Raw genomic sequence first — 24,995 nt, 5'->3', positions numbered from 1 at the left:
AAATGCAAAAAATTAATAGGGATCAGAAGGTAAGACATTTTCATCAAGCAAAATGGGATGAGCCGATTATTTTCGAACTTCATAAAAGCGGAGAGCGGGGAGTCACACTCCCGATGGTGGAAGAAAGTATTGAAAATCATGTAGGGGATGGGGTCTCGGCCCTACCAGCAGAAATGATTAGAAAAAGGAAACCAAATTTACCGGAAATTTCTCAGAATAGAGTATTGCGCCATTATTTACGTTTATCACAGGAAACGTTAGGAGCGGCCTTTAACGTTGAAATCGGACAAGGAACTTGTACGATGAAGTATTCTCCGAAAATAAACGAAGCCTTTGCCTCCTCAGCTAAAATGACGGAACTGCATCCTTTGCAAGATGTTAGCACAGTCCAAGGAATGCTTGAAATTATTTACAAGTTGGATTTGTGCATGAGAGAGATTTCTGGAATGGAATACTTTTCTTTCCAGCCGGGGAGCGGAACGCAATCCTTATTCACAATGGCCTCCATCGTTCGAGCTTATCATGAGTCGAAAGGAGAAGGGGAACAGCGAAATGAAATCATCACGACCATTTTTTCGCATCCTTCCCAAGCCGCAACCGCAGCTGTAAAGGGGTATAAAATTATCACGTTGTACCCAGATAAAGACGGCTTCCCAGATATCGAAAAGTTAAAAGCAGCCGTTTCCGACAGAACGGCAGGATTTGTTGTCGCTAATCCTGAAGATACGGGGATTTATAATCCACGTATCAAAGAATTTACAAAAATTGTCCATGAAGCAGGCGGGATTTGTTATTATGACCAGGCAAATGCCAATGGGCTGCTAGGTATTACACGAGCGAAAGAGGCTGGATTTGATATGTGCTTCTTCAACCTCCATAAAACCTTCTCCACACCGCATGCCTGCGGCGGACCGGCGACGGGAGCATTGGGTGTTGTTGATAAGCTAAAAGAATTTTTGCCGGGACCGATCGTTGAAAAACAAGGTGAGAATTATAGTTTGAATGATCACTTGCATCATAGTATTGGGAAAGTGCGTTCGTTTCAAGGAGTACCACAAACCGTGTTACGTGCATATGCTTGGATTCGATCCCTTGGTGCAGAAGGGTTAAAAGATGTAGCTAAAGTGGCCGTGTTAAATAACAATTATTTGTACCACAAGATATTAAAGATCCGCGGTGCGGATGCTCCTTATATTAATGGAAAAAGGCTGGAGCAAGTCCGTTATAGCTGGGAGCAATTAACGAAAGATACTGGCGTCACTACAGAGGATATTTCCCATCGGATGGCTGATTTTGCCCATCATTATTGGTCTAGTCATCACCCCTATGTTGTACCTGAGCCGTTTACACTTGAACCGACAGAATCAACTTCAAAAGCAGATTTAGACGAGTACATTGCCTCATTAACACATATTTCTAACGAGGCGTATACCAATCCTGAAGTAGTGAAAAGTGCACCGCATAATAGTACCATTCATCGTGTGGATGAGCAGGACTTTTTTGAGAATCCTGAAAAGTGGGCCATTACTTGGCGTTCCTATTTGAAAAAAATAAAGAAAACCGAAACCATAAATTCTTAGTAAATGGGGAATGAAACATGAAAAAGTACATGTCTTTAATGCTCGTCATGCTTCTTTTACTACTAGCTGCCTGCTCCAATAAAACAACTAGTGATCAGGGGAAAACAGGGGATTCAAAGCATCCATCAGGAACCATCACGGTTTGGGGCTGGGATGTCGCTGCAGCAACAATGAAAGCATCCGTTGAGAGGTTTCAGAAACAGTATCCAGATGTAAAAGTGAAAGTCGAAGATTTTAATAGTTCCGACCTCTATGACAAACTGACAGTTGGTTTAGCCGCAAGAGGTTCAGGCTTACCGGATGTCGTGCTAATGGAAGATGAACGGATTCCAGGGTATGTTCACCAATTCCCCGAAGGATTTTTAAATTTAAACAAGCATGGATTTAATAAGTACACTGACTCATTCAGTCCAGCTAAAGTCGCATCCGTTCAGAATAAGGATGGAGAATTTATTGCCGCTCCGTGGGATATCGGCCCTGCAGGTGTATTCTATCGTGTCGATTTCTTTGAAAAAGCAAAGGTTGATCCTAATTCCATCAAAACATGGGATGATTATATTGCAGCAGGTAAGAAAATTAAAGAGGCAACAGGTGCTCAGTTATTACCAATTGATATAGCAAACCATGATGGTGTTTTCCAAATGATGATGCAGGAGCAAGGTGTTTCTTACTTTGATAAAGACGGGAAAATTAATCTTCAATCAGTTGAAGCTAAACGGGCAATGGAAACCATTAAGAAGCTCCACGAAGAAGATTTAATCCTAAATAATAATGGTTGGGACGGTATAGTAACAGCAACAGTAAATGGCAGTGTTGCAACGATTCCATATGGTGTTTGGTATGCTGGTACCATTATGGACCAAGCTCCAGATTTAAAGGGAAAATGGGACGTATTTTATCTGCCAAGCTTTACAGATGAAGCGGCAAGATTTGCTAATTTGGGAGGATCCTCCTTGTTAATTCCTTCAACTAGTAAAAATCAATCGGCAGCCTATGCGTTTACTGAATTCTTCACAACCGATCAAGAATCACAGCTTTTAGGTTTTGAAAAATATGGGCTATTCCCATCTTTAAAGGAAACATATAGTGCACCACAATTTACGGCAAAAAGTGAGTACTTCAATAATGGTCAAGTATTCAAAAAGTTCTCTGATATTGTCGGTCAGGTTCCAAAAATTTATTTAAATGAGAACTATGCAAAGGCCAGCTCTATTACAATTAATGCTCAAGCCGCAATTTTACTTGAAAATAAACCAGTGGACAAAGCACTAACGGATGCTCAAAAACAATTAGAAAATGAAATGAAATAAGGAATAGTAACAGAGCTGAAAGGTGAATGGTGAAGTTAGAATGAAACCAACATTTTTCAGCTCTACGTTCATTAGTTCTTTAAGTCATGGAGGTGTATCGGGTGGCCCAAGCTGAAAAAATAGCAGAAACGACTGCAAACATTCGAGTGAAAAACAGAAAATATCTATTAACTCCTAAAAGTGCTCCGTACATTTTTATTGGACCAGCTTTTGTTTTTATATTAATCTTTACTGTTTATCCAGTCATCTCTTCATTATTCCTTAGTTTTCAACAGGTCCGTGGAGTGGAGAAATCCTTTGTTGGCTTTGCCAATTATTCACGATTGTTTCATGATCCCATATTTTATAAATCCCTATTAAACACCTTTGAAATTTTAATTATCCAAGTTCCCATCATGCTCTTTCTAGCAGTATTAATTGCTGTTGGTCTTCATACATCCTTAATAAAAGCGAAAGCATTCTTCAGGATTTCGTACTTTATGCCAGCGATTACTGCGCTTGTAGCAGCATCCATCGTCTTTATGATTTTATTAGATGAACATTTTGGGTTAGTAAACTATTTATTATCATTCGTAGGAATTGACTCCATCCATTGGTTGACGACGCCTTTTTGGGCGAAAGCTTCTGTGATTCTGGTTATGACATGGAGATGGACAGGTTATAACATGGTTATTTTCTTGGCAGGATTACAGAATATTCCCTCTGAACTCTATGAAGCTGCGAGTATAGATGGGGCCGGTAAGGTCAAACAATTTTTTATGATTACCATCCCGCTATTAAAGCCTGTCTTTATTTTTACTGTCGTTATGTCAACAATCGGAACACTTCAGCTTTTTGATGAACCTTTCATATTAACTCATGGTGGTCCTAATAGCGCAACAATGACGATTACGCTTTATTTATATGAACAAGGATTTAAATTTTTTGACTTTGGATATGCGTCAGCTATCGCTTATGTACTTGTCCTTATAACTGCGCTTGTTTCCTGGATCCAAATGAAATTGGTAGGTGATATTGAAGAATGATTACTCAGAAGAAGCTTTCTACAAAAATAGGAATCTATTGTTTATTGGTCTTGGGTGTCATTCTTTCCATCGGTCCATTTTATTGGATGCTGATTGGCTCCACTCTTCCCTCAGGAGAGATTTTCCATCTCCCGCCTAAGCTCCTTCCTGGCGATTACTTAGCAAAGAACTTTCAATCGCTGAATGAGTCATTAGGCATCGCTAAGATATTTTGGAACTCTATATTTATTGCGATCGTTTATACAATTGCCAGCACATTTATTTGTGCAATGGCCGGGTATGCCTTTGCGAAATTTAGATTTAAGGGGAAGAACTTTTTCTTTTTCATTATTTTGTTTTCCTTAATGATCCCTTTTCAAGTGACCTTGATTCCGTTGTTTGAATTAATGGTTTCCTTCAATTGGTTAAATACATATCAAGCGATTATTTTACCAAGTCTAGCCTCACCATTTGCCATTTATTTAATGAGACAAAATATGCAGGCCGTACCAGACTCAATTATTGAAGCATCACGTGTGGACGGGGCAGGGGAGCTGAAAATTTTCTTCTCAGTTATTTTGCCAGTAACAAGACCAGCATTGGCGGCCGTAGCAATTTTCCAATTTATGTCCCAATGGAACAGCTTACTATGGCCGCTTATTACGCTGAATTCAAAGGAAATGTTCACACTTCCGGTGGCATTATCTAGTTTAATCGGGATGGCGCGGATTGACTACGGACAGCTAATGCTAGGAACCACGTTATCGACAATTCCAATCATGATTTTCTTCTTAGTGCTCCAAAAACAATTTATCTCTGGGATTTTAGGTGGGTCTGTAAAAGAATAAACCCAGGTGTTAAGAACATGGTGTCAGGCACCACTCGTGGACAAATGTCCACGAGCGGTGCCTGACACTCTTTTATTTGCTAAAAGGACCTCGTCTTTAGAATTGTATTTATCTGTAATCAATGTAAAGGAAACCCAATTTAATTTTAGAATAACTTTTTAAAAAAGTGAGATAGAATTTGAATAACTATTTCGAGACCCTATCACTGAAAGCGTTATCATTAATACTGGTAAATCGTAAGTTTCAGAAATATTTAAATAAATAAAAAATATACTAGACGAATCGATAAAATTGTTCTAAAATAATATTTATTAAATAGATTTGGCATTAATGGTTGATTTGTTAGTTAATCTAACAAACTACGTTGTTATATGTCAGAAAACTCAGACAAAAGAAAAGGGGTCCTTAGGATGAAGAAGAAATGGGCAAAAATGTTTATGGCTTCCGCTTTATTAGCCGGAGTTCTTGCAGGTTGTTCAGGAGCACCAAAAAGTTCAGGAAGTGACAGTAAAACGATTAAAGTAGGCGTAAACTTAGAGTTATCCGGTGGGGTTGCTTCTTACGGGGAGTCACTCGAAAACGGTGTCGATATCGCAGTGGATGAGATTAATAAAGCTGGCGGAGTAAAGGGTAAAAAGCTAGAACTAATTAAAGTAGATAACAAATCCGAGGCAGCTGAAGCGACAAACGGTATCATTAAATTAACAAGCCAAGATAAAGTAACGGCTATTATTGGTGCAGCCACTAGTGGTAATACTGTAGCACAAGCACAAATCGCAAATGATACAAAAACAATTCTATTAACTCCTTCAGGGACAAGCCCAAATGTAACAGTTGGGGATGATGGAAAATTAAACGAATTTGTTTTCCGTACTTCTTATATTGATCCTTTCCAAGGAATTGTGGCTGGTAACTTTGCTGCGAAGAAATTAAATGTAAAGAATGTGGCTATTTTTGCAGACAGTGCAAGTGATTATGCTAAGGGTTTAGCAGCTTCATTTAAAGAAACATTTGAAAAAGATGGCGGTAAAGTTGTCGCTGAAGAGGCTTATGTGGCGAAGGATACAGATTTCCGTGCAACATTAACTCGCATTAAGTCAAAAAATCCAGAATTTATCTTTATTCCTGGTTACTATGAAGAAGTTGGTTTAATCGTGAAACAAGCTCGTGAATTGGGTATCACGGTTCCATTAATGGGTGCTGACGGCTGGGATTCACCAAAGTTAGTAGAATTAGCTGGTAAGGATGCGCTAAACAACACATTTATCACGAACCATTACGCGTCTGAAGATCCTGATAAAACGATTCAAAAGTTCGTAACAACCTATAAAGAAAAGTTCAATGGTGAAGCTCCTAACGCCTTTAATGCACTTGGCTATGACACTGTTTATCTATTAGCAGATGCGATTAAGCGTGCGGGTGGTACGGATACTGCAAAAATTAAGGATGCATTAGAGCAAACTAAAGATCTGTCGTTAATTACAGGTAAGATCTCAATCGATAAAGACCACAATCCAATCAAATCAGCAACCGTTTTAGAATATAAAGACGGTAAGCAAGTATTTAACGCTAAGGTAAATCCGTAAAATAGAAAAAGTGAAATGGAAGGATCTCCTTCTATTTCACTTTTTTTCTTTCAATTAATTATGCATATTTTTGCCCGTTTTGTTCTTCAATCACACTCTTGTACTGCCAATTCAGATCTTCAAAAATCTGATCCCATCTCTGTGTTAATGCATACTCTCTTCCGGTGATTCCCATCTGGTCTCGCAGCTCATCATTGGTTAAGAGTAAGAGTTAGAAAAAGCACCAGTCCCCATGAAATTTGCCAGCGAAGGTTCGAAATGGAATTCTAACCAGTTGTGTACGGCTGAAATGAAGATAGAGGAAAGTCAATTGTTAGTAAAATTCAGAATAGTTGTGTTATAATTAATTTGGTAGTAGGTGCTAATATCTGATATAAAGTAATGGCACCAAAGATTGTGTACCCCGGAAAGTTAAACGGGTATAAAAAGGGAGTATTTTCACCCTTGGAGCATTTGTACGGAAAACGAACGAATTTTACCACAACGGGGGACTACGATGTTAACAAATGATTTGGATTTTAGATTAGAGCCTAAACTAATTGATTTATATGAAGAACATAAAAAGCGGTCTGAGAAAGTAGATTGGGGTTATCATGATTTCTTACCATGGGATAAGGCAATGGATTTCAGGCGGGTGCCCTGGGAGGAAAGCCAGGTTACATTGCCTGCTTCCATTATTACTGCAGTGGAGACGGCACTTTTAACCGAAGTGAATTTGCCGTGGTTTACCTCTCATCTAGATCAAACGTTTAAGGGGTCATTAACCGTAATTAAAGATTTTGTCCATACATGGACTTCAGAAGAAGATCAACATTCCAATCTGCTTGAAACATATCTACTAATAACACGCAATGTAGATCCGAAGCGCCTCCACCAATTGCACAAACAAACGGTTGAGAATGGCTGGAATCCTGATTACCATACGCCTTTTGAAACGATGGTCTATACCTCGCTCCAAGAGTTAGCAACCATGGTCTTCTATAATAATGTGGCGAAAGTAGCTGGAGCCCATGATAAGGATTTAGCTAGCCTTCTTCGCCGTCTGGCAAAGGATGAAACGTTGCATTATGCCTTTTATCGTGATGTGATTAAATATCACCTGCAATTGGAACCTAATTACTGTTATCACTTAGGACATGTCATTAAAAACTTTCAGATGCCCGGTACAGTCATGCCTGACTTTGAAGATCGGATGGCGATTATTGCAAAAGAGGCAAACTATGGTCCACTAGAATACTTTGATCAAGTACTAGATGTGATTGTTGATTATTGGGAATTGGAAAAATTAAGGCCCATGGCACCGGAGGCGGAAAAAGCTAGACTCGACATTCTCAAATATCACGCCCGATTGAAAAAAGTAAGAGAGCGCTTCTATAGAAATAAATAAGATACTTCCTGATGGGGCGCAAATATTTTTTGGGTTTTATTCCAATTTTAATCGCTTGACTTTAATAATAAAATTTATTATTCTTGACCAATATTAATTTAATAAAACTTTCGTATAACTCCAATGATATGGTTTGGAGGTCTCTACCAGGAACCTATAAATTCCTGATTACGAAGAAGGTACATGTATTTGTATTTTCTTCGTAATCAGGAATTTTTTTTTTATAAAAAACTAGGAGGTAACCCCAAAATGAATTTCTCGACTTTACCCAAAATTGAACTTCACTGCCATTTAGATGGTAGTCTTAGACCTAAAACTATTATTGATATCGCAAAGAGAGAGGGTATCAGTTTACCCTCCATGGAAATCGGCGGGATTCAAAACGAGCTCATTGCGCCAATAGAATGCGTATCTCTTGACCAATATTTAGAGAAATTTGCTATCCCTAATTTAGTTATGCAATCAAAAGAAAATCTTAAAAGAATTACCTTTGAACTTTTTGAGGATGCGGCCCGAGAAAATGTGAAATACATGGAGGTAAGATTTGCTCCGCTCCTTCATACGGTTGAGGGATTAGACGTTGAAGAGATCATCCAAAGCGTCTTAGCTGGAATGAAAGATGCCGAAAAGCTATTTGACATTAAGGGAAACTTGATTCTTTCCTGCATGAGAACCATGTCTGTGGACCATGCTTTTGAGGTCGTAGAGAAGGGGAAGAAATTCCTTGGAGACGGTGTAGTGGCCATCGACTTATGTGCATCGGAAGAGGAAGGGTTTTGTGGGAAATTCGTGGCACCGATTGCCTTAGCTAGACAATATGGATATAGAGTAACAATCCACGCGGGTGAAACGGGGGTTGGAAGGAATGTATTAGAGGCTGTTGAATTATTGGGCGCGGAAAGAATTGGACACGGCGTATTTATCAAGGATTGTCCTGAGGCATATAACCTTGTGAAGGAAAAGCAGGTTGTGCTTGAAATGTGCCCAACAAGTAATGTGCAAACCAAAGCAGTAAACCAGTTTAGTGAACATCCAATCTATCAGTTTCATAGGGATGGAATAAAGGTAACTGTTAATACCGATAACCGGACGGTATCTAATACAACGATGGCGAATGAATGTAACATCGTATTTAAAGAATTCAATATAAGTGAAGATGATTATAGGCAAATTTACCTTAATAGTGTTGAAGCAAGCTTTGCTGATGCCGATACAAAAGAAATGCTGAAGAATTGTATCTTTTAATCATAAGTAATTAGGGTGTCAGGCACCATGTGAAAAATTCACATGGTGCCTGACACCCTTTTTCTGCCTTTTGTTCTTAAACAATTTTCACATGGATTCCTCTTAAATTTCTTAAGCAAACGTTAAGGTTACGATGCTAGATTTGAGTTACTAGAGAGGACTCTTCTATTTTCTAAAGTCATTCTCAAAAAGGGGGCCTATCATGAATATTTTATTTGCAGAAGATGATATCCGACTTGGGGAATTGATCGTATATATGTTAAAAAAGAAAGGCAGCTACCAGGTCGAATGGGTGGTGGATGGGGAAGATGCGTACTATTACGCCACCGCCTCGCAATACGATGTCATCATTATGGATTGGATGATGCCTAACGGGACTGGTATTGATGTCTGCCAGCGGTTACGTAAACAAGGATATTCAGGTGCTATTTTGATGTTAACCGCCAAAGATACCGTCGGCGATCGGATTGAGGGATTAGATGCCGGTGCGGATGATTACCTTGTTAAACCATTTGAAATTGATGAGCTCTTAGCCCGGCTCAGAGCGCTTTCCCGCCGTAACTACGCACCGATATTGGAAGAGGAAATTGAAATTCAAGGATTGATTCTGAATCGGATGAGCCATAGTGTTCGTTTAGGAAGCGGTGAAATTCAATTAAGTCCGCGTGAATTTCAACTCTTAGATTTATTGGTGAAAAATAAGGGACAGGTTCTGCCGCGTGAGTTGATTCTTGAACGAATCTGGGGCTTTGATTCAGAGGTTGCCCCGAAAACCATCGATGCAACCGTCAAATTAATCCGAAAAAAACTTCAATCCTTTGGGAAACAAGGGTTGGTGGAAAGTATCAGAGGGGTAGGTTATAAGTTTGGAAGCTAACATTCGCTCATTTTTCCGAACGCTTATGAACTATAGGGATAGAGATATTTTTAAGGCCACACAAGGTCGGTTAACGCGCATGTACAGTGGGCTGCTCATTCTTTTTCTCGTTCTTTTTATTGGAATCGTGTATACCGTTTTGTATGTTGTGATTCTAAATAACCAGGAGCGTGAACTTCAATCATTAATAAATCAAGAAGCAAACTATCTTGAGAATTACTTATCAACAAATGAACAGCACAATCTCCCGGGAGTAGAAAACCAAGCGGTGGTCTTTGCAGGAGTGGATCAGTTCTTTTATTATGTCATAAATTCGAACGGGAAAATCATCATGGGTAATGAAACAGATTCGCGCCTGCGGACTGATATCCTGCGGCTGATAACAGGGGGGATTCAAACTGATAGGGAAATTCAAAAGGCAACCTTATATGTGGAAGGTAATGTAAAGGGAAGGGGAAATAAGGGAGAATTTCGCCCGCGTAAGGAACCTCAGGATATTCGTCTGATGATAGGGAGCCGGGCAATTTATGGTAATGGTCAATACATGGGTCAGTTGTATGTCGCTAAGGACATCACCTTTGCCTACCAGCTATTCCACTTGCTGTTAATAATACTCACAGCGATGGGGGTCGTATTTTTTGGCGTAGCCATTTACATGAGTGTAGTCATGTCTAAAAAGGCGATGATACCGATAAGTGGTGCATTTTCAAGGCAGCGTGAATTTGTGGCCGATGCCTCGCATGAATTGAGGACGCCGTTAAGTGTCTTGCTATCATCCATCGATGCGGTGGAAATGACCATCGAGCCTCCGAAAAATGACCTGGCAGGGAAAATGCTTACGAACATGAGGCAGGAAGTAAAACGGATGACACATTTGGTGAGTGATTTATTGACGCTTGCTCGGTCTGATTCCAATACAAATCAACTGAGCTTAGTGATCTTTGACTTCTGTCCACAAGCAGGAAGAGCGATCGAGTCTGTTCGCCCACTAGCGGCTTCTAAGCAAATAGCACTTCACTTCCGTTCACCTGCTTCACTATATATTGTTGGTGACCCGCAAAGATTATCCCAGCTTTTATATATTCTTTTAGACAATGCGATAAAATACACACCAAACAGCGGGGAAGTTAAGCTCTCAATTTTTATAGAAGGAAAACAGCTCTGTATTACGGTTGAGGATACGGGGATCGGAATTGGGCAAGAGGATTACCAGCGTATATTTGAACGTTTTTACAGGTCTGATAAATCCCGTACCCGGCAAATAGGCGGACATGGCTTGGGACTTTCCATTGCCAAGTGGATCGTGGATACCCATCAAGGGACAATTAAAGTATCAAGTGAAATCGGAAAAGGGAGTACATTCATTGTTCAAATTCCACTTGTTCAAAATACAACCGGTCACGGTAAAAATTAAAATAAGCTTGCAGACGCATCTAAAAGATAGATTGATCTGCAAGCAAGTACAATTGGCAGCTGCCTATAAAAGTTTATCTATTCTTATTTCAACCCATTAAGACTTACAGCTATTTTAGCTCCGACAACGGCATTGTTTTTAACTAAAGCAATGTTTGCCTCCAAGCTCTTGCCTCCAGTCAGTTCTTTCACCTTGCCAAGCATGAAAGGTGTGACATCTTTACCGGCAATCTTGAGTTCATCTGCTTCTTTTAATGCTGTCTCAATGATGCCATTAATAAATTGCTCGTCCATTGCGTGTTCTTCAGGAATCGGATTCGCAATGACAGCGCCGCCTTTTAGACCTAAATCCCATTGTACCTTTAAAGTAGAGGCGATTGAATCCACATCATCTGCACGCAGGTTTAACGGGAATTCGCTTGTACGTGTAAAGAAAGCAGGGAGTACATCGGTTTGATAACCAATCACAGGTACGCCTTTTGTTTCGAGATATTCCATTGTTAACCCTAAATCTAAAATCGACTTAGCACCTGCACAAATGACAGCCACGTTTGTTTGTCCTAATTCTTCCAAGTCTGCTGAAATATCCATGGTAGTCTCGGCACCACGGTGAGCACCGCCAATACCTCCGGTTACGAAGATATGAATATCTGCTAATTCAGCACAAATCATTGTTGCTGCAACGGTTGTAGCACCCAGCTGTTTTGTAGCAATCAAATAAGCGATATCGCGTCTTGATACTTTTGCTACTCCAGAACTTTTTCCGAACATTTCTAGCTCGTCATCAGATAATCCGACTTTAATTTTTCCATCAATGATTGCAATTGTTGCTGGTACTGCTCCGTTATCACGGATAATTTGCTCTACTTCACGTGCGGTTTGCACGTTTTGTGGGTATGGCATACCGTGAGAGATAATGGTTGACTCTAAGGCAACGATTGGTTTTCCTTGTTCCTTGGCGATACGTACTTCTTCTGATAATGTAATGTATTGTTTCAAGATAATTCCTCCATGTCTTTTTGTAGTTGTTCTGCGGATAAATCCTGTCTTACTGTATAAGATGATTGCAAGGTTTTAGAAGCATTCATACTCCCGGCATTAGCAATTTCGATCAATGATTTACCTTCTAACCAAGAGTAAATAACTGCGGAGGAAAAAGCATCGCCCGCACCCGTTACATCGACGACTTCATCAATTTCAATAGGAGGAACATGAAAAATTCCTTCCTTCGTATTACCAATCATCGAGCCTTGTTTTCCATTCGTTATCACCACATTGGCTATCCCTTGTGCCAGCCATTTTTCCACTGCGTTCTTCCAATCTACTTCATCTTTGATTTCCATTTGGAAATATGTTTCAGATTCATCCCGGTTTGTAATGAGCCATGTTACACCTTCTAAATTATCCGGTAATCGATTCATCTTTGGTGATGAAACGGGTATTAACACAATCGGGAGATCGTGACTATAGGCAAAGGAACACAAGAATTGAATCGCTTCTTTCGGACAGTTTAAATCGACGATAATGCATTTAGAGCGACTTAATAGGACATCATGTTTAAGCAGTAAATCTGGTGTGATTGCTTCGTACACTTCCATATCCGCTAAAGCAATCACTAGTTCTCCGTTCGCGTCTAAAACAGCCGTGTAGGAACCTGTTGACTTTTCAGGGAACTGGGTCACGGTTTCTAAGTTCATATAAAGAGATGATGAATCTTCAATAACCGACCAGTCCTTATCAGCACCGCTTGTTGAAATGAGTGAAACGTCCATTCCAAGCCGCCCTAAGTTTTCAGCGATATTCCGGGCAACTCCGCCTGCATTTTGAGTAGCGTAAATTGGATTAGAAGTACCTAATTGAGCTTTTTCTTTGATATGGAATTTACGGTCAATATTAGCCCCGCCTATACAAATAACATGTTGCGATTCATTTAAAATATAAGCTCTGCCTAGAATATTGCCCTTTTTAATCAAACCAGAAATAATATTGGCAATAGAAGGCCGAGATAATCCTAATATTTCGGCCAATTCTTGTTGAGAAACATAGGGGTTCTTTCGGATTAAATCGATAATCAATTGTTCTTTATCATTCATTCTTTCAGGCACAAACTCACCCCATTTAATCTTGTACATTCCAGTACGATTACTTTGGACTAAAAGTTTTTAATTCTTTACGTGTTTCAGGGACCTTTACAGCACCTGATTTAATCTTTTCAACCCATTCTTTAATAGCAGCTTCAGTATCCGCTTTGTTTGCCGCTTTTGCATTGATAGGGGCTAAGCCAACACCATCCTCCGCTAAACCATATAACGTAACTTCACCGCCAGGGAAATTACCCTCTTTCGTTTTTGTTGCAAGGTTTTTAACAGCTATATCCACGCGTTTTAAAGCGGATGTTAGGACAACATCCGGACCCATGTCAGCTTGGTCACGGTCTACACCAATTGCCCAATATTCCTTGCTGGGATCCTTTGCCTTACGGTCATTGGCCTCTTTGAATAGACCGACACCGGTTGCCCCTGCTGAGTGAAAAATGACGTCCGCTCCGGAAGAATACATTTTTGACGCGATAGATTGACCAAGCTCGGCTTTGTCAAACGCACCTGCATATTGCACGTCCACTTTTACCTCTGGTTTTGACGCTTTAACACCAGCTAAGAACCCAGCTTCGAAACGTTCAACAACAGGAATTTCCATGCCGCCAATAAATCCGATATGGTTAGACTTTGTTGTATTAGCCGCTGCTATTCCCGCTAGGAACCCGGCTTCTTGCTCTTTGAAAAGAATACTTGCAACGTTTGGCTGTTTTACTTCAGCATCAACGATTGCGAATTTAGAATCTTTTTGTTGTTTTGCAATTTCTTCTACTGCTGCCGGCATCAAGAAGCCAATCGCATAAACTAAGTCAAATCCTTCACGAGCAAGTTTGTTTAAGTTTGTTGTATAATCAGCATCCGATTTAGATTGAAGGTAATCGTAGCCACCCTTACCTTTTTTCATTCCGTTTTCCTCACCAAAACTTTTGAGGCCTTCCCAAGAGGATTGGTTAAATGATTTGTCATCAACACCGCCGATGTCTGTCACCATTGCTACTGAGAAAGTCTTTTCTGCCTTTTCTTTGCCTTGGTTGTCATTGCTTTTTCCACAAGCACCTAATATAGTCCCTGCAGCAAGAACGAGTGTTAGTGCCATTCCAACTTTTTGTTTTTTCAAACTAAGTTCCCCCTTATGATGTATGTTTGGATAAGATAAATGCACTTGTAAACTTATGTTTGTAAATTAAACTTATGTTTGAATTATAACCCTAGACTTATTTTAGGTCAACCCATGTTATCTATAATTTTCTTAGTACAAGGCAAACTATCCCTGGCAACTTTTAGTATGCTCTATTCTTCAAAAAAATAAGGGACTCCAATTAAGAGGAGTCCCTTTAAATATATCCATTTATATAATTTTCTTCAGCTTTTCCTCCAATAGTCCAACCTGTATAAGCCCGTTAAGAATTCCGTTTTGTGAGGATGAGGTAGTGACGATATCCGCAACAGCCTTTGCTTCTGGAACAGCATTCCCCATCGCGATTCCAGTGCCGGCAGAAGACAACATCTCCAAGTCATTCAGTCCATCTCCAAAAGCATAGCAATTCTCATTATTTATATTTAGAACTTTTAACAGCGCCTGAATTCCAATAGCTTTTGAAGCTCCCTTTGGAAGAATATCGTAGGCGTAATCATGCCATTTCACAAATTCAAAATCAGGAAAGTGATCGACATACAGCTGGTGATTACTAGTATCACAGTATAGGTGTCCTTGGTAGATAGGCTTTTGTTTATAAAAATGATGATTAACCTCAGGATAGGTCATCATTAAAGTGTCGAAACTACTTTCAATAAAAGGATGATTGGATGCACTTACCTTAATATCTTGAGCACTGCAGTAGGCTAAGGCATCGCCATTTTCTGCTGTCCTTAGGGATAAGGAATGAAGCCACTCTGGATTCATCGGATTTGAATAAATTTCTTTCACGTCATATACGACGTATTGTCCATTCATGGATACGTATGAATCAATATTTAATTCTTTACGGATCCAATAAAACATTTCCGGTACTCGACCTGTCGCAATAACTGTATGGATACCTTTATCTTGAAGTAAACGAACGGCGGTCTTTGTTGACTCCGGAATGATTTTATTCTCATTTAGTAATGTTCCATCAATATCGAAAAATACAATTGGTTTATTCATTGTTCTTCCCCCTGTCAAACACAACACTGCCGTTACGCTCCGTTTCCGGATCACGCCGGCTTGTGTTGTGATTTTCCTGCAAGGAAAGAATAATTTATGAAACGCATTTCATGTCAAGAGGATATATGTAAATTTAAAAATAGAATTCGATTATAGAAAGTTCGATACATGATAAAAAGGGGATTATACTGTTTGACGTTCAATTAATGTCACGGGTATTTCCTGATAAGAAGGCTCTTTTGTATCACTTAATCCTTGGAGAAATAACTTACTCCCAATTTCCATAAGCGGGATTTCAATGGTCGTAATATTCATCATTTTTGCGATGGGCTGATTATTGAATCCGATGAGAGCCAAGTCACGGGGAATATAAATATGCTGAGTCTGTGCACAGGTAACAATCCCTGCTGCAACCTCATCACTAGTGACTAACAAGGCTGTTGGCGGATGAGCCATTTGTTTAATTTGTTCAATTACTCGTTCGCCATCTTCAGAATGTAGACATTGCTCAAAAATATAGTCAGTTTCATAAGACAACTGGTACTCCGCACAAAAGTCCATAAATGCCGCTTTTCTATTTTTGCTGTTCGTTCCTGAGTTTCTTCCAATACAATACCCAATTTTACGATGACCTTTGGTGTATAGGTATTTTAATGCAAAAATAAAGCTTTTATAGTGGTCCACGTACGTGGAGGACACCATCTTGCCTCTGGTATCTTCGCATAAAATAATGGGTCCATATGGTAAATATGCTTCTACCGTGCTCCATGAACATATTCTAGAACAAATAATTAATGCATCTATCTGCTTTTGCTTTAGCATTTGCATGGCGTCTAATTCTCGGCTTTCTATATAGTTAGTTTGAAATAATACCAAATTGTAATTGTTTTTTAACGCTTCATTGGCTATGCCTTTTATTAACATGGCAAAGTAAGCGTGATCGATAAAGGGGACAACCACACCAATAAGAAACGTTTTCCCCATACTTAAATGGACTGCGTTAATGTTTTGTTGGTAATTACTTTGTTGAATGGCTTCCTGCACAGCTTTCCGTTTTTCATCACTTACATACGGATGCTTATTTAACACTCGAGAAACAGTGGTTACAGATACACCAGCCATCTTCGCCAAATCTTTAATGTTTGTCATACAATTACCTTCCTTAACGGTGCCTGACACCATAATTAATCTTTGCATCATTGTATATTATCAGCCTGTCGTTTTGTAGTATCAGTATCTACAGCCCTTATATTGTGATCGAAATAATTAATTTAATTATTAATAGAATAATAGTTGACTTTACTTATATATGATAGTAATATAGTAAATCTGATGAGGGCATTGCGGAAGAGGATATGAATTTCTCGAATAAACTTCCTTCACCAGTTGACAAGTACGATAACGAATGGTATGATATTAACCTCGCTGATTTATTGAAAAAGTTATTTCAAAATAACATTTGACTTTATTGAAGCGGTGTGATAAACTATTGTTCTGTCGCAAAAATAGTTCTTTGAAAACTAAACAAAGCAGAAACGTCAACAAAAAATTATTAGTGAAGCTTTCGTAAGAAAGTGAAGCTAAGCCAACGTAACAAAATGAGCTAATCAACTTTCTTGGAGAGTTTGATCCTGGCTCAGGACGAACGCTGGCGGCGTGCCTAATACATGCAAGTCGAGCGGATCACTTCGGTGATTAGCGGCGGACGGGTGAGTAACACGTGGGCAACCTGCCTGTAAGACTGGGATAACACCGGGAAACCGGTGCTAATACCGGATAATCCTTTTCCTCTCATGGGGAAAAGCTGAAAGTCGGTTTCGGCTGACACTTACAGATGGGCCCGCGGCGCATTAGCTAGTTGGTGAGGTAACGGCTCACCAAGGCGACGATGCGTAGCCGACCTGAGAGGGTGATCGGCCACACTGGGACTGAGACACGGCCCAGACTCCTACGGGAGGCAGCAGTAGGGAATCTTCCACAATGGACGAAAGTCTGATGGAGCAACGCCGCGTGAGCGATGAAGGCCTTCGGGTCGTAAAGCTCTGTTGTTAGGGAAGAACAAGTACCGGAGTAACTGCCGGTACCTTGACGGTACCTAACCAGAAAGCCACGGCTAACTACGTGCCAGCAGCCGCGGTAATACGTAGGTGGCAAGCGTTGTCCGGAATTATTGGGCGTAAAGCGCGCGCAGGCGGTCCTTTAAGTCTGATGTGAAAGCCCACGGCTCAACCGTGGAGGGTCATTGGAAACTGGGGGACTTGAGTGCAGAAGAGGAAAGCGGAATTCCACGTGTAGCGGTGAAATGCGTAGAGATGTGGAGGAACACCAGTGGCGAAGGCGGCTTTCTGGTCTGTAACTGACGCTGAGGCGCGAAAGCGTGGGGAGCAAACAGGATTAGATACCCTGGTAGTCCACGCCGTAAACGATGAGTGCTAAGTGTTAGGGGGTTTCCGCCCCTTAGTGCTGCAGCTAACGCATTAAGCACTCCGCCTGGGGAGTACGGCCGCAAGGCTGAAACTCAAAGGAATTGACGGGGGCCCGCACAAGCGGTGGAGCATGTGGTTTAATTCGAAGCAACGCGAAGAACCTTACCAGGTCTTGACATCCTCTGACACTCCTAGAGATAGGACGTTCCCCTTCGGGGGACAGAGTGACAGGTGGTGCATGGTTGTCGTCAGCTCGTGTCGTGAGATGTTGGGTTAAGTCCCGCAACGAGCGCAACCCTTGATCTTAGTTGCCAGCATTTAGTTGGGCACTCTAAGGTGACTGCCGGTGACAAACCGGAGGAAGGTGGGGATGACGTCAAATCATCATGCCCCTTATGACCTGGGCTACACACGTGCTACAATGGATGGTACAAAGGGCTGCAAGACCGCGAGGTTTAGCCAATCCCATAAAACCATTCTCAGTTCGGATTGCAGGCTGCAACTCGCCTGCATGAAGCCGGAATCGCTAGTAATCGCGGATCAGCATGCCGCGGTGAATACGTTCCCGGGCCTTGTACACACCGCCCGTCACACCACGAGAGTTTGTAACACCCGAAGTCGGTGGGGTAACCGTAAGGAGCCAGCCGCCTAAGGTGGGACAGATGATTGGGGTGAAGTCGTAACAAGGTAGCCGTATCGGAAGGTGCGGCTGGATCACCTCCTTTCTAAGGATAATATGAAGTACTAGATACTTCATTAAAATGACGTTTCTGTTTTTGTTTAGTTTTGAGAGAATTAACTCTCAAAACTTGTTCCTTGAAAACTAGATAGCAAATTGACAAGACATCATATAAACAAGTAAGTTCTTTTAAATTAACTTCGGTTAAGTTAGAAAGGGCGCACGGTGAATGCCTTGGCACTAGGAGCCGATGAAGGACGGGACTAACACCGATATGCTTCGGGGAGCTGTAAGTAAGCTTTGATCCGGAGATTTCCGAATGGGGGAACCCACTGTTCGTAATGGAACAGTATCTTTACCTGAATACATAGGGTATAGAAGGCATACCCGGGGAACTGAAACATCTAAGTACCCGGAGGAAGAGAAAGCAAACGCGATTCCCTGAGTAGCGGCGAGCGAAACGGGACATAGCCCAAACCAAGAGGCTTGCCTCTTGGGGTTGTAGGACACTCAACATGGAGTTACAAAGGAACGGGGTAGATGAAGCGACCTGGAAAGGTCCGTCATAGAAGGTAAAAACCCTGTAGTCGAAACTTCGTTCCCTCCTGAGTGGATCCTGAGTACGGCCGGACACGAGAAATCCGGTCGGAAGCAGGGAGGACCATCTCCCAAGGCTAAATACTCCCTAGTGACCGATAGTGAACCAGTACCGTGAGGGAAAGGTGAAAAGCACCCCGGAAGGGGAGTGAAATAGTTCCTGAAACCGTGTGCCTACAAGTAGTTAGAGCCCGTTAATGGGTAATAGCGTGCCTTTTGTAGAATGAACCGGCGAGTTACGATCCCATGCAAGGTTAAGTTGAAAAGACGGAGCCGCAGCGAAAGCGAGTCTGAATAGGGCGTATGAGTATGTGGTCGTAGACCCGAAACCAGGTGATCTACCCATGTCCAGGGTGAAGTCCAGGTAACACTGGATGGAGGCCCGAACCCACGCACGTTGAAAAGTGCGGGGATGAGGTGTGGGTAGCGGAGAAATTCCAATCGAACTTGGAGATAGCTGGTTCTCTCCGAAATAGCTTTAGGGCTAGCCTCACGTAGTAAGAGTCTTGGAGGTAGAGCACTGTTTGGACTAGGGGCCCTCATCGGGTTACCGAATTCAGACAAACTCCGAATGCCAAAGACTTATCCGTGGGAGTCAGACTGCGAGTGATAAGATCCGTAGTCAAAAGGGAAACAGCCCAGACCACCAGCTAAGGTCCCAAAGTATACGTTAAGTGGAAAAGGATGTGGAGTTGTTTAGACAACCAGGATGTTGGCTTAGAAGCAGCCACCATTTAAAGAGTGCGTAATAGCTCACTGGTCGAATGACTCTGCGCCGAAAATGTACCGGGGCTAAACGTATCAGCCGAAGCTGTGGATTGACATCTTAGATGTCAGTGGTAGGAGAGCGTTCTAAGGGCGTTGAAGCTAGACCGTAAGGACTAGTGGAGCGCTTAGAAGTGAGAATGCCGGTATGAGTAGCGAAAGATGAGTGAGAATCTCATCCACCGAATGCCTAAGGTTTCCTGAGGAAGGCTCGTCCGCTCAGGGTTAGTCGGGACCTAAGCCGAGGCCGAAAGGCGTAGGCGATGGACAACAGGTTGATATTCCTGTACCACCTCTTTATCGTTTGAGCAATGGGGGGACGCAGGAGGATAGGGTAAGCGCGCTGTTGGATATGCGCGTCTAAGCAGTTAGGCTGAGAAGTAGGCAAATCCGCTTCTCACATAAGGCTGAGCTGTGATAGCGAGGGAAATTTAGTACCGAAGTTCCTGATTCCACACTGCCAAGAAAAGCCTCTAGCGAGATAAATGGTGCCCGTACCGCAAACCGACACAGGTAGGCGAGGAGAGAATCCTAAGGTGAGCGAGAGAACTCTCGTTAAGGAACTCGGCAAAATGACCCCGTAACTTCGGGAGAAGGGGTGCTTTTTGAGGTGAATAGCCTCGAAGAGCCGCAGTGAATAGGCCCAGGCGACTGTTTAGCAAAAACACAGGTCTCTGCGAAGCCGCAAGGCGAAGTATAGGGGCTGACGCCTGCCCGGTGCTGGAAGGTTAAGAGGAGGGGTTAGCTGCTAAGCGAAGCTCTGAATCGAAGCCCCAGTAAACGGCGGCCGTAACTATAACGGTCCTAAGGTAGCGAAATTCCTTGTCGGGTAAGTTCCGACCCGCACGAAAGGCGTAACGATCTGGGCACTGTCTCAACGAGAGACTCGGTGAAATTATAGTACCTGTGAAGATGCAGGTTACCCGCGACAGGACGGAAAGACCCCGTGGAGCTTTACTGTAGCCTGATATTGAATTTTGGTACAGCTTGTACAGGATAGGTAGGAGCCTGAGAAGCCGGAGCGCTAGCTTCGGTGGAGGCGTCGGTGGGATACTACCCTGGCTGTATTGAAATTCTAACCCGCACCCCTGATCGGGGTGGGAGACAGTGTCAGGTGGGCAGTTTGACTGGGGCGGTCGCCTCCTAAAGAGTAACGGAGGCGCCCAAAGGTTCCCTCAGAATGGTTGGAAATCATTCGCAGAGTGTAAAGGCACAAGGGAGCTTGACTGCGAGACCTACAAGTCGAGCAGGGACGAAAGTCGGGCTTAGTGATCCGGTGGTTCCGCATGGAAGGGCCATCGCTCAACGGATAAAAGCTACCCCGGGGATAACAGGCTTATCTCCCCCAAGAGTCCACATCGACGGGGAGGTTTGGCACCTCGATGTCGGCTCATCGCATCCTGGGGCTGTAGTCGGTCCCAAGGGTTGGGCTGTTCGCCCATTAAAGCGGTACGCGAGCTGGGTTCAGAACGTCGTGAGACAGTTCGGTCCCTATCCGTCGTGGGCGCAGGAAATTTGAGAGGAGCTGTCCTTAGTACGAGAGGACCGGGATGGACGCACCGCTGGTGTACCAGTTGTTCTGCCAAGGGCATCGCTGGGTAGCTATGTGCGGACGGGATAAGTGCTGAAAGCATCTAAGCATGAAGCCCCCCTCAAGATGAGATTTCCCATAGCGCAAGCTAGTAAGAACCCTGAAAGATGATCAGGTTGATAGGTCAGAGGTGGAAGCGTGGTAACATGTGGAGCTGACTGATACTAATCGTTCGAGGACTTAACCAAATAGAAAAGCGGAGGCGACTGGTCAACTTCGACAGACGTTGGAGGGCTGGCACTGCAAATCCTGATTTTGGATTTGTGGGGACAGATCGAAACGACCGAGAAGTTAGGAGCCGCAGCTGGACAACTAAAAGTTTATATGATGATTGTCAGTTATCTAGTTTTGAGGGAATGAAACCCTCATATAGTCTGGCAGCAATGGCGAGAAGGTCACACCCGTTCCCATACCGAACACGGAAGTTAAGCTTCTCAGCGCCGATGGTAGTTGGGACACGCGTCCCTGTGAGAGTAGGACGCTGCCAGGCTAGCCCCAATTGGGGCTATTATTTTTGCTTAATATTAACAGACGGCCCCTTGGTCAAGCGGTTAAGACACCTCCCTTTCACGGAGGTAACACGGGTTCGAGTCCCGTAGGGGTCACCAATTTTTTTGAGTAAGCTTAAAACAACTTACTTTCATGTGGAGGATTAGCTCAGCTGGGAGAGCATCTGCCTTACAAGCAGAGGGTCGGCGGTTCGAGCCCGTCATCCTCCACCATATATTATTTGTTTTTTGGCGGTGTAGCTCAGCTGGCTAGAGCGTTCGGTTCATACCCGAAAGGTCGGGGGTTCGACTCCCTTCGCCGCTACCATATCATTATTTGTTTGAAATTGGAGGAATACCCAAGTTTGGCTGAAGGGATCGGTCTTGAAAACCGACAGGCGGGTAACACCGCGCGGGGGTTCGAATCCCTCTTCCTCCTCCATTATCTTTTCATAAATAATATTGTCGCGGGGTGGAGCAGTCCGGTAGCTCGTCGGGCTCATAACCCGAAGGTCGCAGGTTCAAATCCTGTCCCCGCAATTAAGTTATTATCAAGCTATGCTTGATAATAACTTTGGTCCGGTAGTTCAGTTGGTTAGAATGCCTGCCTGTCACGCAGGAGGTCGCGGGTTCGAGTCCCGTCCGGACCGCCATTTTTTTCTAGTAGGTTTCCTACTATTGATATATAGATTTTGGCGATTGTGGCGAAGTGGTTAACGCACCTGATTGTGGTTCAGGCATTCGTGGGTTCGATTCCCATCAGTCGCCCCATTTTTTTATTGGGCTATAGCCAAGCGGTAAGGCATCGCACTTTGACTGCGACATGCGTTGGTTCAAATCCAGCTAGCCCAGCCATTTCTTTTTTTACCATGCGGGTGTAGTTTAGTGGTAAAACCTCAGCCTTCCAAGCTGATGATGAGAGTTCGATTCTCTTCACCCGCTCCAATTTGGGCCTATAGCTCAGCTGGTTAGAGCGCACGCCTGATAAGCGTGAGGTCGATGGTTCGAGTCCATTTAGGCCCATTCATCTTAAATAAATACCAAAAAAACTTGAAAGCATTAAACAGCTTTCAAGTTTTTTTATGTTATTAAAATGGCTTTAGGGAAACAGTGGAAGCGACTAATGCCCATTGAGCGGAAAAAGTCGGTCCGGCGGTAACTAGTGGAAGCGACTAATGCCCATTGAGCGGAAAAAGTCGGTCCGGCGGTAACTAGTGGAAGCGACTAATGCCCATTGAGCAGAAAAAATCAGTCCTGCGGTAAATGAGAGGTGCTCCATTGACCGAGGAGGGAAAAATCGTACTGTCACGGTAAATGAAAAGGCGCTCCATTGACCGCCAAGAGATAAATAGCTCCGTTACGGTTAATGAAGAAGGAAATTTGAGATGTTAAATCCGGACAAAATAAAAAAAGGACGATTAGAATGAGCCTAATCGTCCTTCCTTACAACTTATCTTACTTAAGTGCCTTACTAACCTTCAGTTTCTTACCTTTAATTGTAGCATTCTCCATTGCTTGTAGGACAAGCGCCCCTTTGCCATTAAGAATATCGACATACGTCATTTGGTCCTGAATCGTGATGATTCCAATATCATCGGCTGTCACTCCGGGGATTTTCGCGATGGTCCCAACAAAATCAACCGCGCGCATCTTTTTCTTTTTTCCACCACTGAAATGAAGCTTCGTGATGCCTTGATTAATACGAGCAGTTTTATTATTACGAACAACGCGTCGTCCGCTGATTTTTTCCTCGAAAGCGTCTTTACCCTTCGCCACTTCCTCGGCCTTAGGAGCGTCCATTTTAGGGATTTCAAAGCCAATATAACGTTCAATCGCTCGAACGAACTTTCCTTCATAAGGGGTAGCAAACGTAATTGCTTTTCCCTCATTCCCAGCACGGCCGGTCCTGCCTGTTCGGTGGACATACCCTTCTTTTTCCATAGGAACGTCATAATTGATAACCAGAGTTACATTATCAATATCAATTCCTCGTGCAGCAACATCTGTTGCGATCAGGTAACGGAAATTCCCCATTTTGAAGCCATCCATTACCGCAAAGCGATCTTGCTGCTCTAATCCCCCGTGGAGTCGTTCACAGGAATAATTGGAGGCCTCCAATTCGGAATAAACGGTATCGACATGTTCTTTGGTTCGGCAAAAAATTAGACAGCTATCGGGGTTCTCTACGACGGTCACATCTTTTAGCAGGGAAAGCTTGTCTTCTTCTTTCACTTCAATTAATAAATGCTCAATCGTATCGGTCGTAATCCCGGTCGAGGTAATTTCGATATTCACGGGATTTTTCATATACTTGTGGCAAAGCTTTTCAACATCTTCAGGGAGGGTAGCTGAAAAGACCATCGTGACTCTGTCCAAAGGAAGCTCTTTGATGATGGATTCGACGTCGTCGATAAACCCCATATTAAGCATCTCATCTGCTTCATCGATAATAAGATATTTTATCTCGTCAAGTACTAGGGTTTCTCTGTCGATATGATCCATGACACGTCCAGGTGTCCCAACGACGACATGTGTTTTTTGCTGCAATTCTTCCTTTTGCTTTGAAAATGGTTCCTTGCCATAAACGGCCATTGCCTTAATTCGTTTAAACCGGCCGATATTGGTGACATCTTCGCGAACTTGAACAGCAAGCTCTCTAGTTGGGGTAAGAATTAAGGCTTGGGGCTTTCGTTCTTCCCATTCGATCATGTCGCAAATAGGGATGGCAAAGGAAGCCGTTTTGCCACTGCCAGTTTGTGATTTTACAACCAGGTCCTGATTTTCCAAAGCTAATGGAATAACTTCCGTTTGAACCTCGGTCGGTGTATCGTATTTTAAAATAGCTAGTGCTCTTGTGATTTCATCACTTAAATTATAATCGTTAAAACTTTTTTCGCTCATGTATTAACCTCGTTTATTTGTATTATCCGGCTTATCTATAGGATTTCTCGCAAAGA

General features: G+C 42.6%; 15 protein-coding genes, 10 tRNA genes, 3 rRNA genes and 1 riboswitch. Of the genes, 22 read left to right on the top strand and 6 right to left on the bottom strand.

Annotated elements, in window-relative coordinates; translation table 11 throughout:
- The first annotated feature begins 2 nt into the window (after positions 1-2).
- The 9 genes from gcvPB to RCG22_RS13240 all read left to right on the top strand — a co-directional run bounded on the left by gcvPB (position 3) and on the right by RCG22_RS13240 (position 11,251).
- Positions 3-1,580 (top strand): aminomethyl-transferring glycine dehydrogenase subunit GcvPB, encoded by a 1,578-nt coding sequence (gcvPB, locus tag RCG22_RS13280; RefSeq protein ID WP_308103347.1) that lies wholly within the window; start codon positions 3-5, stop codon positions 1,578-1,580.
- A 17-nt stretch (positions 1,581-1,597) separates the two neighbouring features.
- The gene (locus tag RCG22_RS13275; RefSeq protein ID WP_308103346.1) at positions 1,598-2,890 is read left to right on the top strand and encodes an ABC transporter substrate-binding protein; all 1,293 of its coding nucleotides are present in this window, start codon (positions 1,598-1,600) and stop codon (positions 2,888-2,890) included.
- 101 nt (positions 2,891-2,991) lie between these two features.
- Complete coding sequence (locus RCG22_RS13270) at positions 2,992-3,915, top strand: carbohydrate ABC transporter permease (protein ID WP_308103344.1); 924 nt, start codon at positions 2,992-2,994, stop codon at positions 3,913-3,915.
- Positions 3,912-4,742, top strand: a complete 831-nt coding sequence (locus RCG22_RS13265; protein WP_098261768.1) for a carbohydrate ABC transporter permease — start codon at positions 3,912-3,914, stop codon at positions 4,740-4,742. Before RCG22_RS13270 ends, RCG22_RS13265 begins: the two co-directional genes overlap by 4 nt.
- Before the next feature lie 410 nt (positions 4,743-5,152).
- On the top strand, positions 5,153-6,328 hold the full coding sequence (locus tag RCG22_RS13260) for an ABC transporter substrate-binding protein (protein WP_308103343.1): 1,176 nt from the start codon (positions 5,153-5,155) through the stop codon (positions 6,326-6,328).
- Positions 6,329-6,824: 496 nt separating this feature from the next.
- Positions 6,825-7,715 (top strand): acyl-ACP desaturase, encoded by an 891-nt coding sequence (locus tag RCG22_RS13255; protein ID WP_098261766.1) that lies wholly within the window; start codon positions 6,825-6,827, stop codon positions 7,713-7,715.
- A gap of 90 nt (positions 7,716-7,805) precedes the next feature.
- A riboswitch (purine riboswitch) is annotated at positions 7,806-7,906 on the top strand.
- A 58-nt stretch (positions 7,907-7,964) separates the two neighbouring features.
- Positions 7,965-8,960: an adenosine deaminase gene (gene add / locus RCG22_RS13250; protein ID WP_308103342.1), complete on the top strand. Its 996-nt coding sequence runs from the start codon at positions 7,965-7,967 to the stop codon at positions 8,958-8,960.
- Between the two features lie 202 nt (positions 8,961-9,162).
- Positions 9,163-9,837 (top strand): response regulator transcription factor, encoded by a 675-nt coding sequence (locus RCG22_RS13245; protein ID WP_308103341.1) that lies wholly within the window; start codon positions 9,163-9,165, stop codon positions 9,835-9,837.
- Positions 9,827-11,251, top strand: a complete 1,425-nt coding sequence (locus tag RCG22_RS13240) for a sensor histidine kinase (RefSeq protein WP_308103340.1) — start codon at positions 9,827-9,829, stop codon at positions 11,249-11,251. The genes RCG22_RS13245 and RCG22_RS13240 overlap by 11 nt, the downstream gene beginning before the upstream one ends.
- Positions 11,252-11,334: 83 nt before the next feature.
- On the opposite strand, the gene RCG22_RS13235 is transcribed toward RCG22_RS13240, so the two are convergent.
- The 5 genes from RCG22_RS13235 to RCG22_RS13215 form a co-directional block, all read right to left on the bottom strand.
- Positions 11,335-12,249 (bottom strand): pseudouridine-5'-phosphate glycosidase, encoded by a 915-nt coding sequence (locus RCG22_RS13235; RefSeq protein ID WP_308103339.1) that lies wholly within the window; start codon positions 12,247-12,249, stop codon positions 11,335-11,337.
- Positions 12,246-13,382, bottom strand: coding sequence for a carbohydrate kinase (locus tag RCG22_RS13230; protein ID WP_308103338.1), 1,137 nt, complete (start codon positions 13,380-13,382; stop codon positions 12,246-12,248). The genes RCG22_RS13235 and RCG22_RS13230 overlap by 4 nt, the downstream gene beginning before the upstream one ends.
- A gap of 10 nt (positions 13,383-13,392) precedes the next feature.
- Positions 13,393-14,463 (bottom strand): BMP family lipoprotein, encoded by a 1,071-nt coding sequence (locus tag RCG22_RS13225; RefSeq protein WP_308103337.1) that lies wholly within the window; start codon positions 14,461-14,463, stop codon positions 13,393-13,395.
- Positions 14,464-14,694: 231 nt separating this feature from the next.
- On the bottom strand, positions 14,695-15,492 hold the full coding sequence (locus tag RCG22_RS13220; protein WP_308103336.1) for a Cof-type HAD-IIB family hydrolase: 798 nt from the start codon (positions 15,490-15,492) through the stop codon (positions 14,695-14,697).
- Between the two features lie 183 nt (positions 15,493-15,675).
- On the bottom strand, positions 15,676-16,641 hold the full coding sequence (locus tag RCG22_RS13215) for a LacI family DNA-binding transcriptional regulator (protein ID WP_308103335.1): 966 nt from the start codon (positions 16,639-16,641) through the stop codon (positions 15,676-15,678).
- A 464-nt stretch (positions 16,642-17,105) separates the two neighbouring features.
- Here RCG22_RS13215 and RCG22_RS13210 point away from each other — a divergent pair.
- The 13 genes from RCG22_RS13210 (at position 17,106) to RCG22_RS13150 (ending at position 23,061) form a co-directional block, all read left to right on the top strand.
- A 16S ribosomal RNA gene (locus RCG22_RS13210) occupies positions 17,106-18,643 on the top strand.
- A 156-nt stretch (positions 18,644-18,799) separates the two neighbouring features.
- A 23S ribosomal RNA gene (locus RCG22_RS13205) occupies positions 18,800-21,738 on the top strand.
- Positions 21,739-21,923: 185 nt separating this feature from the next.
- A 5S ribosomal RNA gene (gene rrf, locus RCG22_RS13200) occupies positions 21,924-22,040 on the top strand.
- The 16S, 23S and 5S rRNA genes sit together here with 10 tRNA genes alongside, the layout of an rRNA operon.
- A 43-nt stretch (positions 22,041-22,083) precedes the next feature.
- Positions 22,084-22,158 (top strand) — tRNA-Glu (locus tag RCG22_RS13195).
- A gap of 38 nt (positions 22,159-22,196) precedes the next feature.
- Positions 22,197-22,272, top strand: a tRNA-Val gene (locus tag RCG22_RS13190).
- Positions 22,273-22,289: 17 nt separating this feature from the next.
- A tRNA-Met gene (locus RCG22_RS13185) sits at positions 22,290-22,366 on the top strand.
- Between the two features lie 21 nt (positions 22,367-22,387).
- Positions 22,388-22,480: transfer RNA gene (locus tag RCG22_RS13180), tRNA-Ser, on the top strand.
- Positions 22,481-22,504: 24 nt separating this feature from the next.
- A tRNA-Met gene (locus tag RCG22_RS13175) sits at positions 22,505-22,578 on the top strand.
- Between the two features lie 36 nt (positions 22,579-22,614).
- Positions 22,615-22,691: transfer RNA gene (locus tag RCG22_RS13170), tRNA-Asp, on the top strand.
- Positions 22,692-22,733: 42 nt separating this feature from the next.
- Positions 22,734-22,809: transfer RNA gene (locus tag RCG22_RS13165), tRNA-His, on the top strand.
- 9 nt (positions 22,810-22,818) lie between these two features.
- Positions 22,819-22,893: transfer RNA gene (locus RCG22_RS13160), tRNA-Gln, on the top strand.
- Positions 22,894-22,909: 16 nt separating this feature from the next.
- A tRNA-Gly gene (locus tag RCG22_RS13155) sits at positions 22,910-22,983 on the top strand.
- Positions 22,984-22,987: 4 nt separating this feature from the next.
- Positions 22,988-23,061, top strand: a tRNA-Ile gene (locus tag RCG22_RS13150).
- Between the two features lie 432 nt (positions 23,062-23,493).
- Here RCG22_RS13150 and RCG22_RS13145 read toward each other — a convergent pair.
- A complete protein-coding gene (locus tag RCG22_RS13145; protein ID WP_308103334.1) occupies positions 23,494-24,939 on the bottom strand; it encodes a DEAD/DEAH box helicase in 1,446 nt (481 codons plus the stop codon).
- Positions 24,940-24,995: the final 56 nt, after the last annotated feature.

Origin of the sequence: Neobacillus nitrireducens, from assembly GCF_030915405.1 — a bacterium.
GTDB lineage: Bacteria > Bacillota > Bacilli > Bacillales > Cytobacillaceae > Neobacillus.
This window is presented reverse-complemented; position numbering and strand designations above follow the sequence as displayed.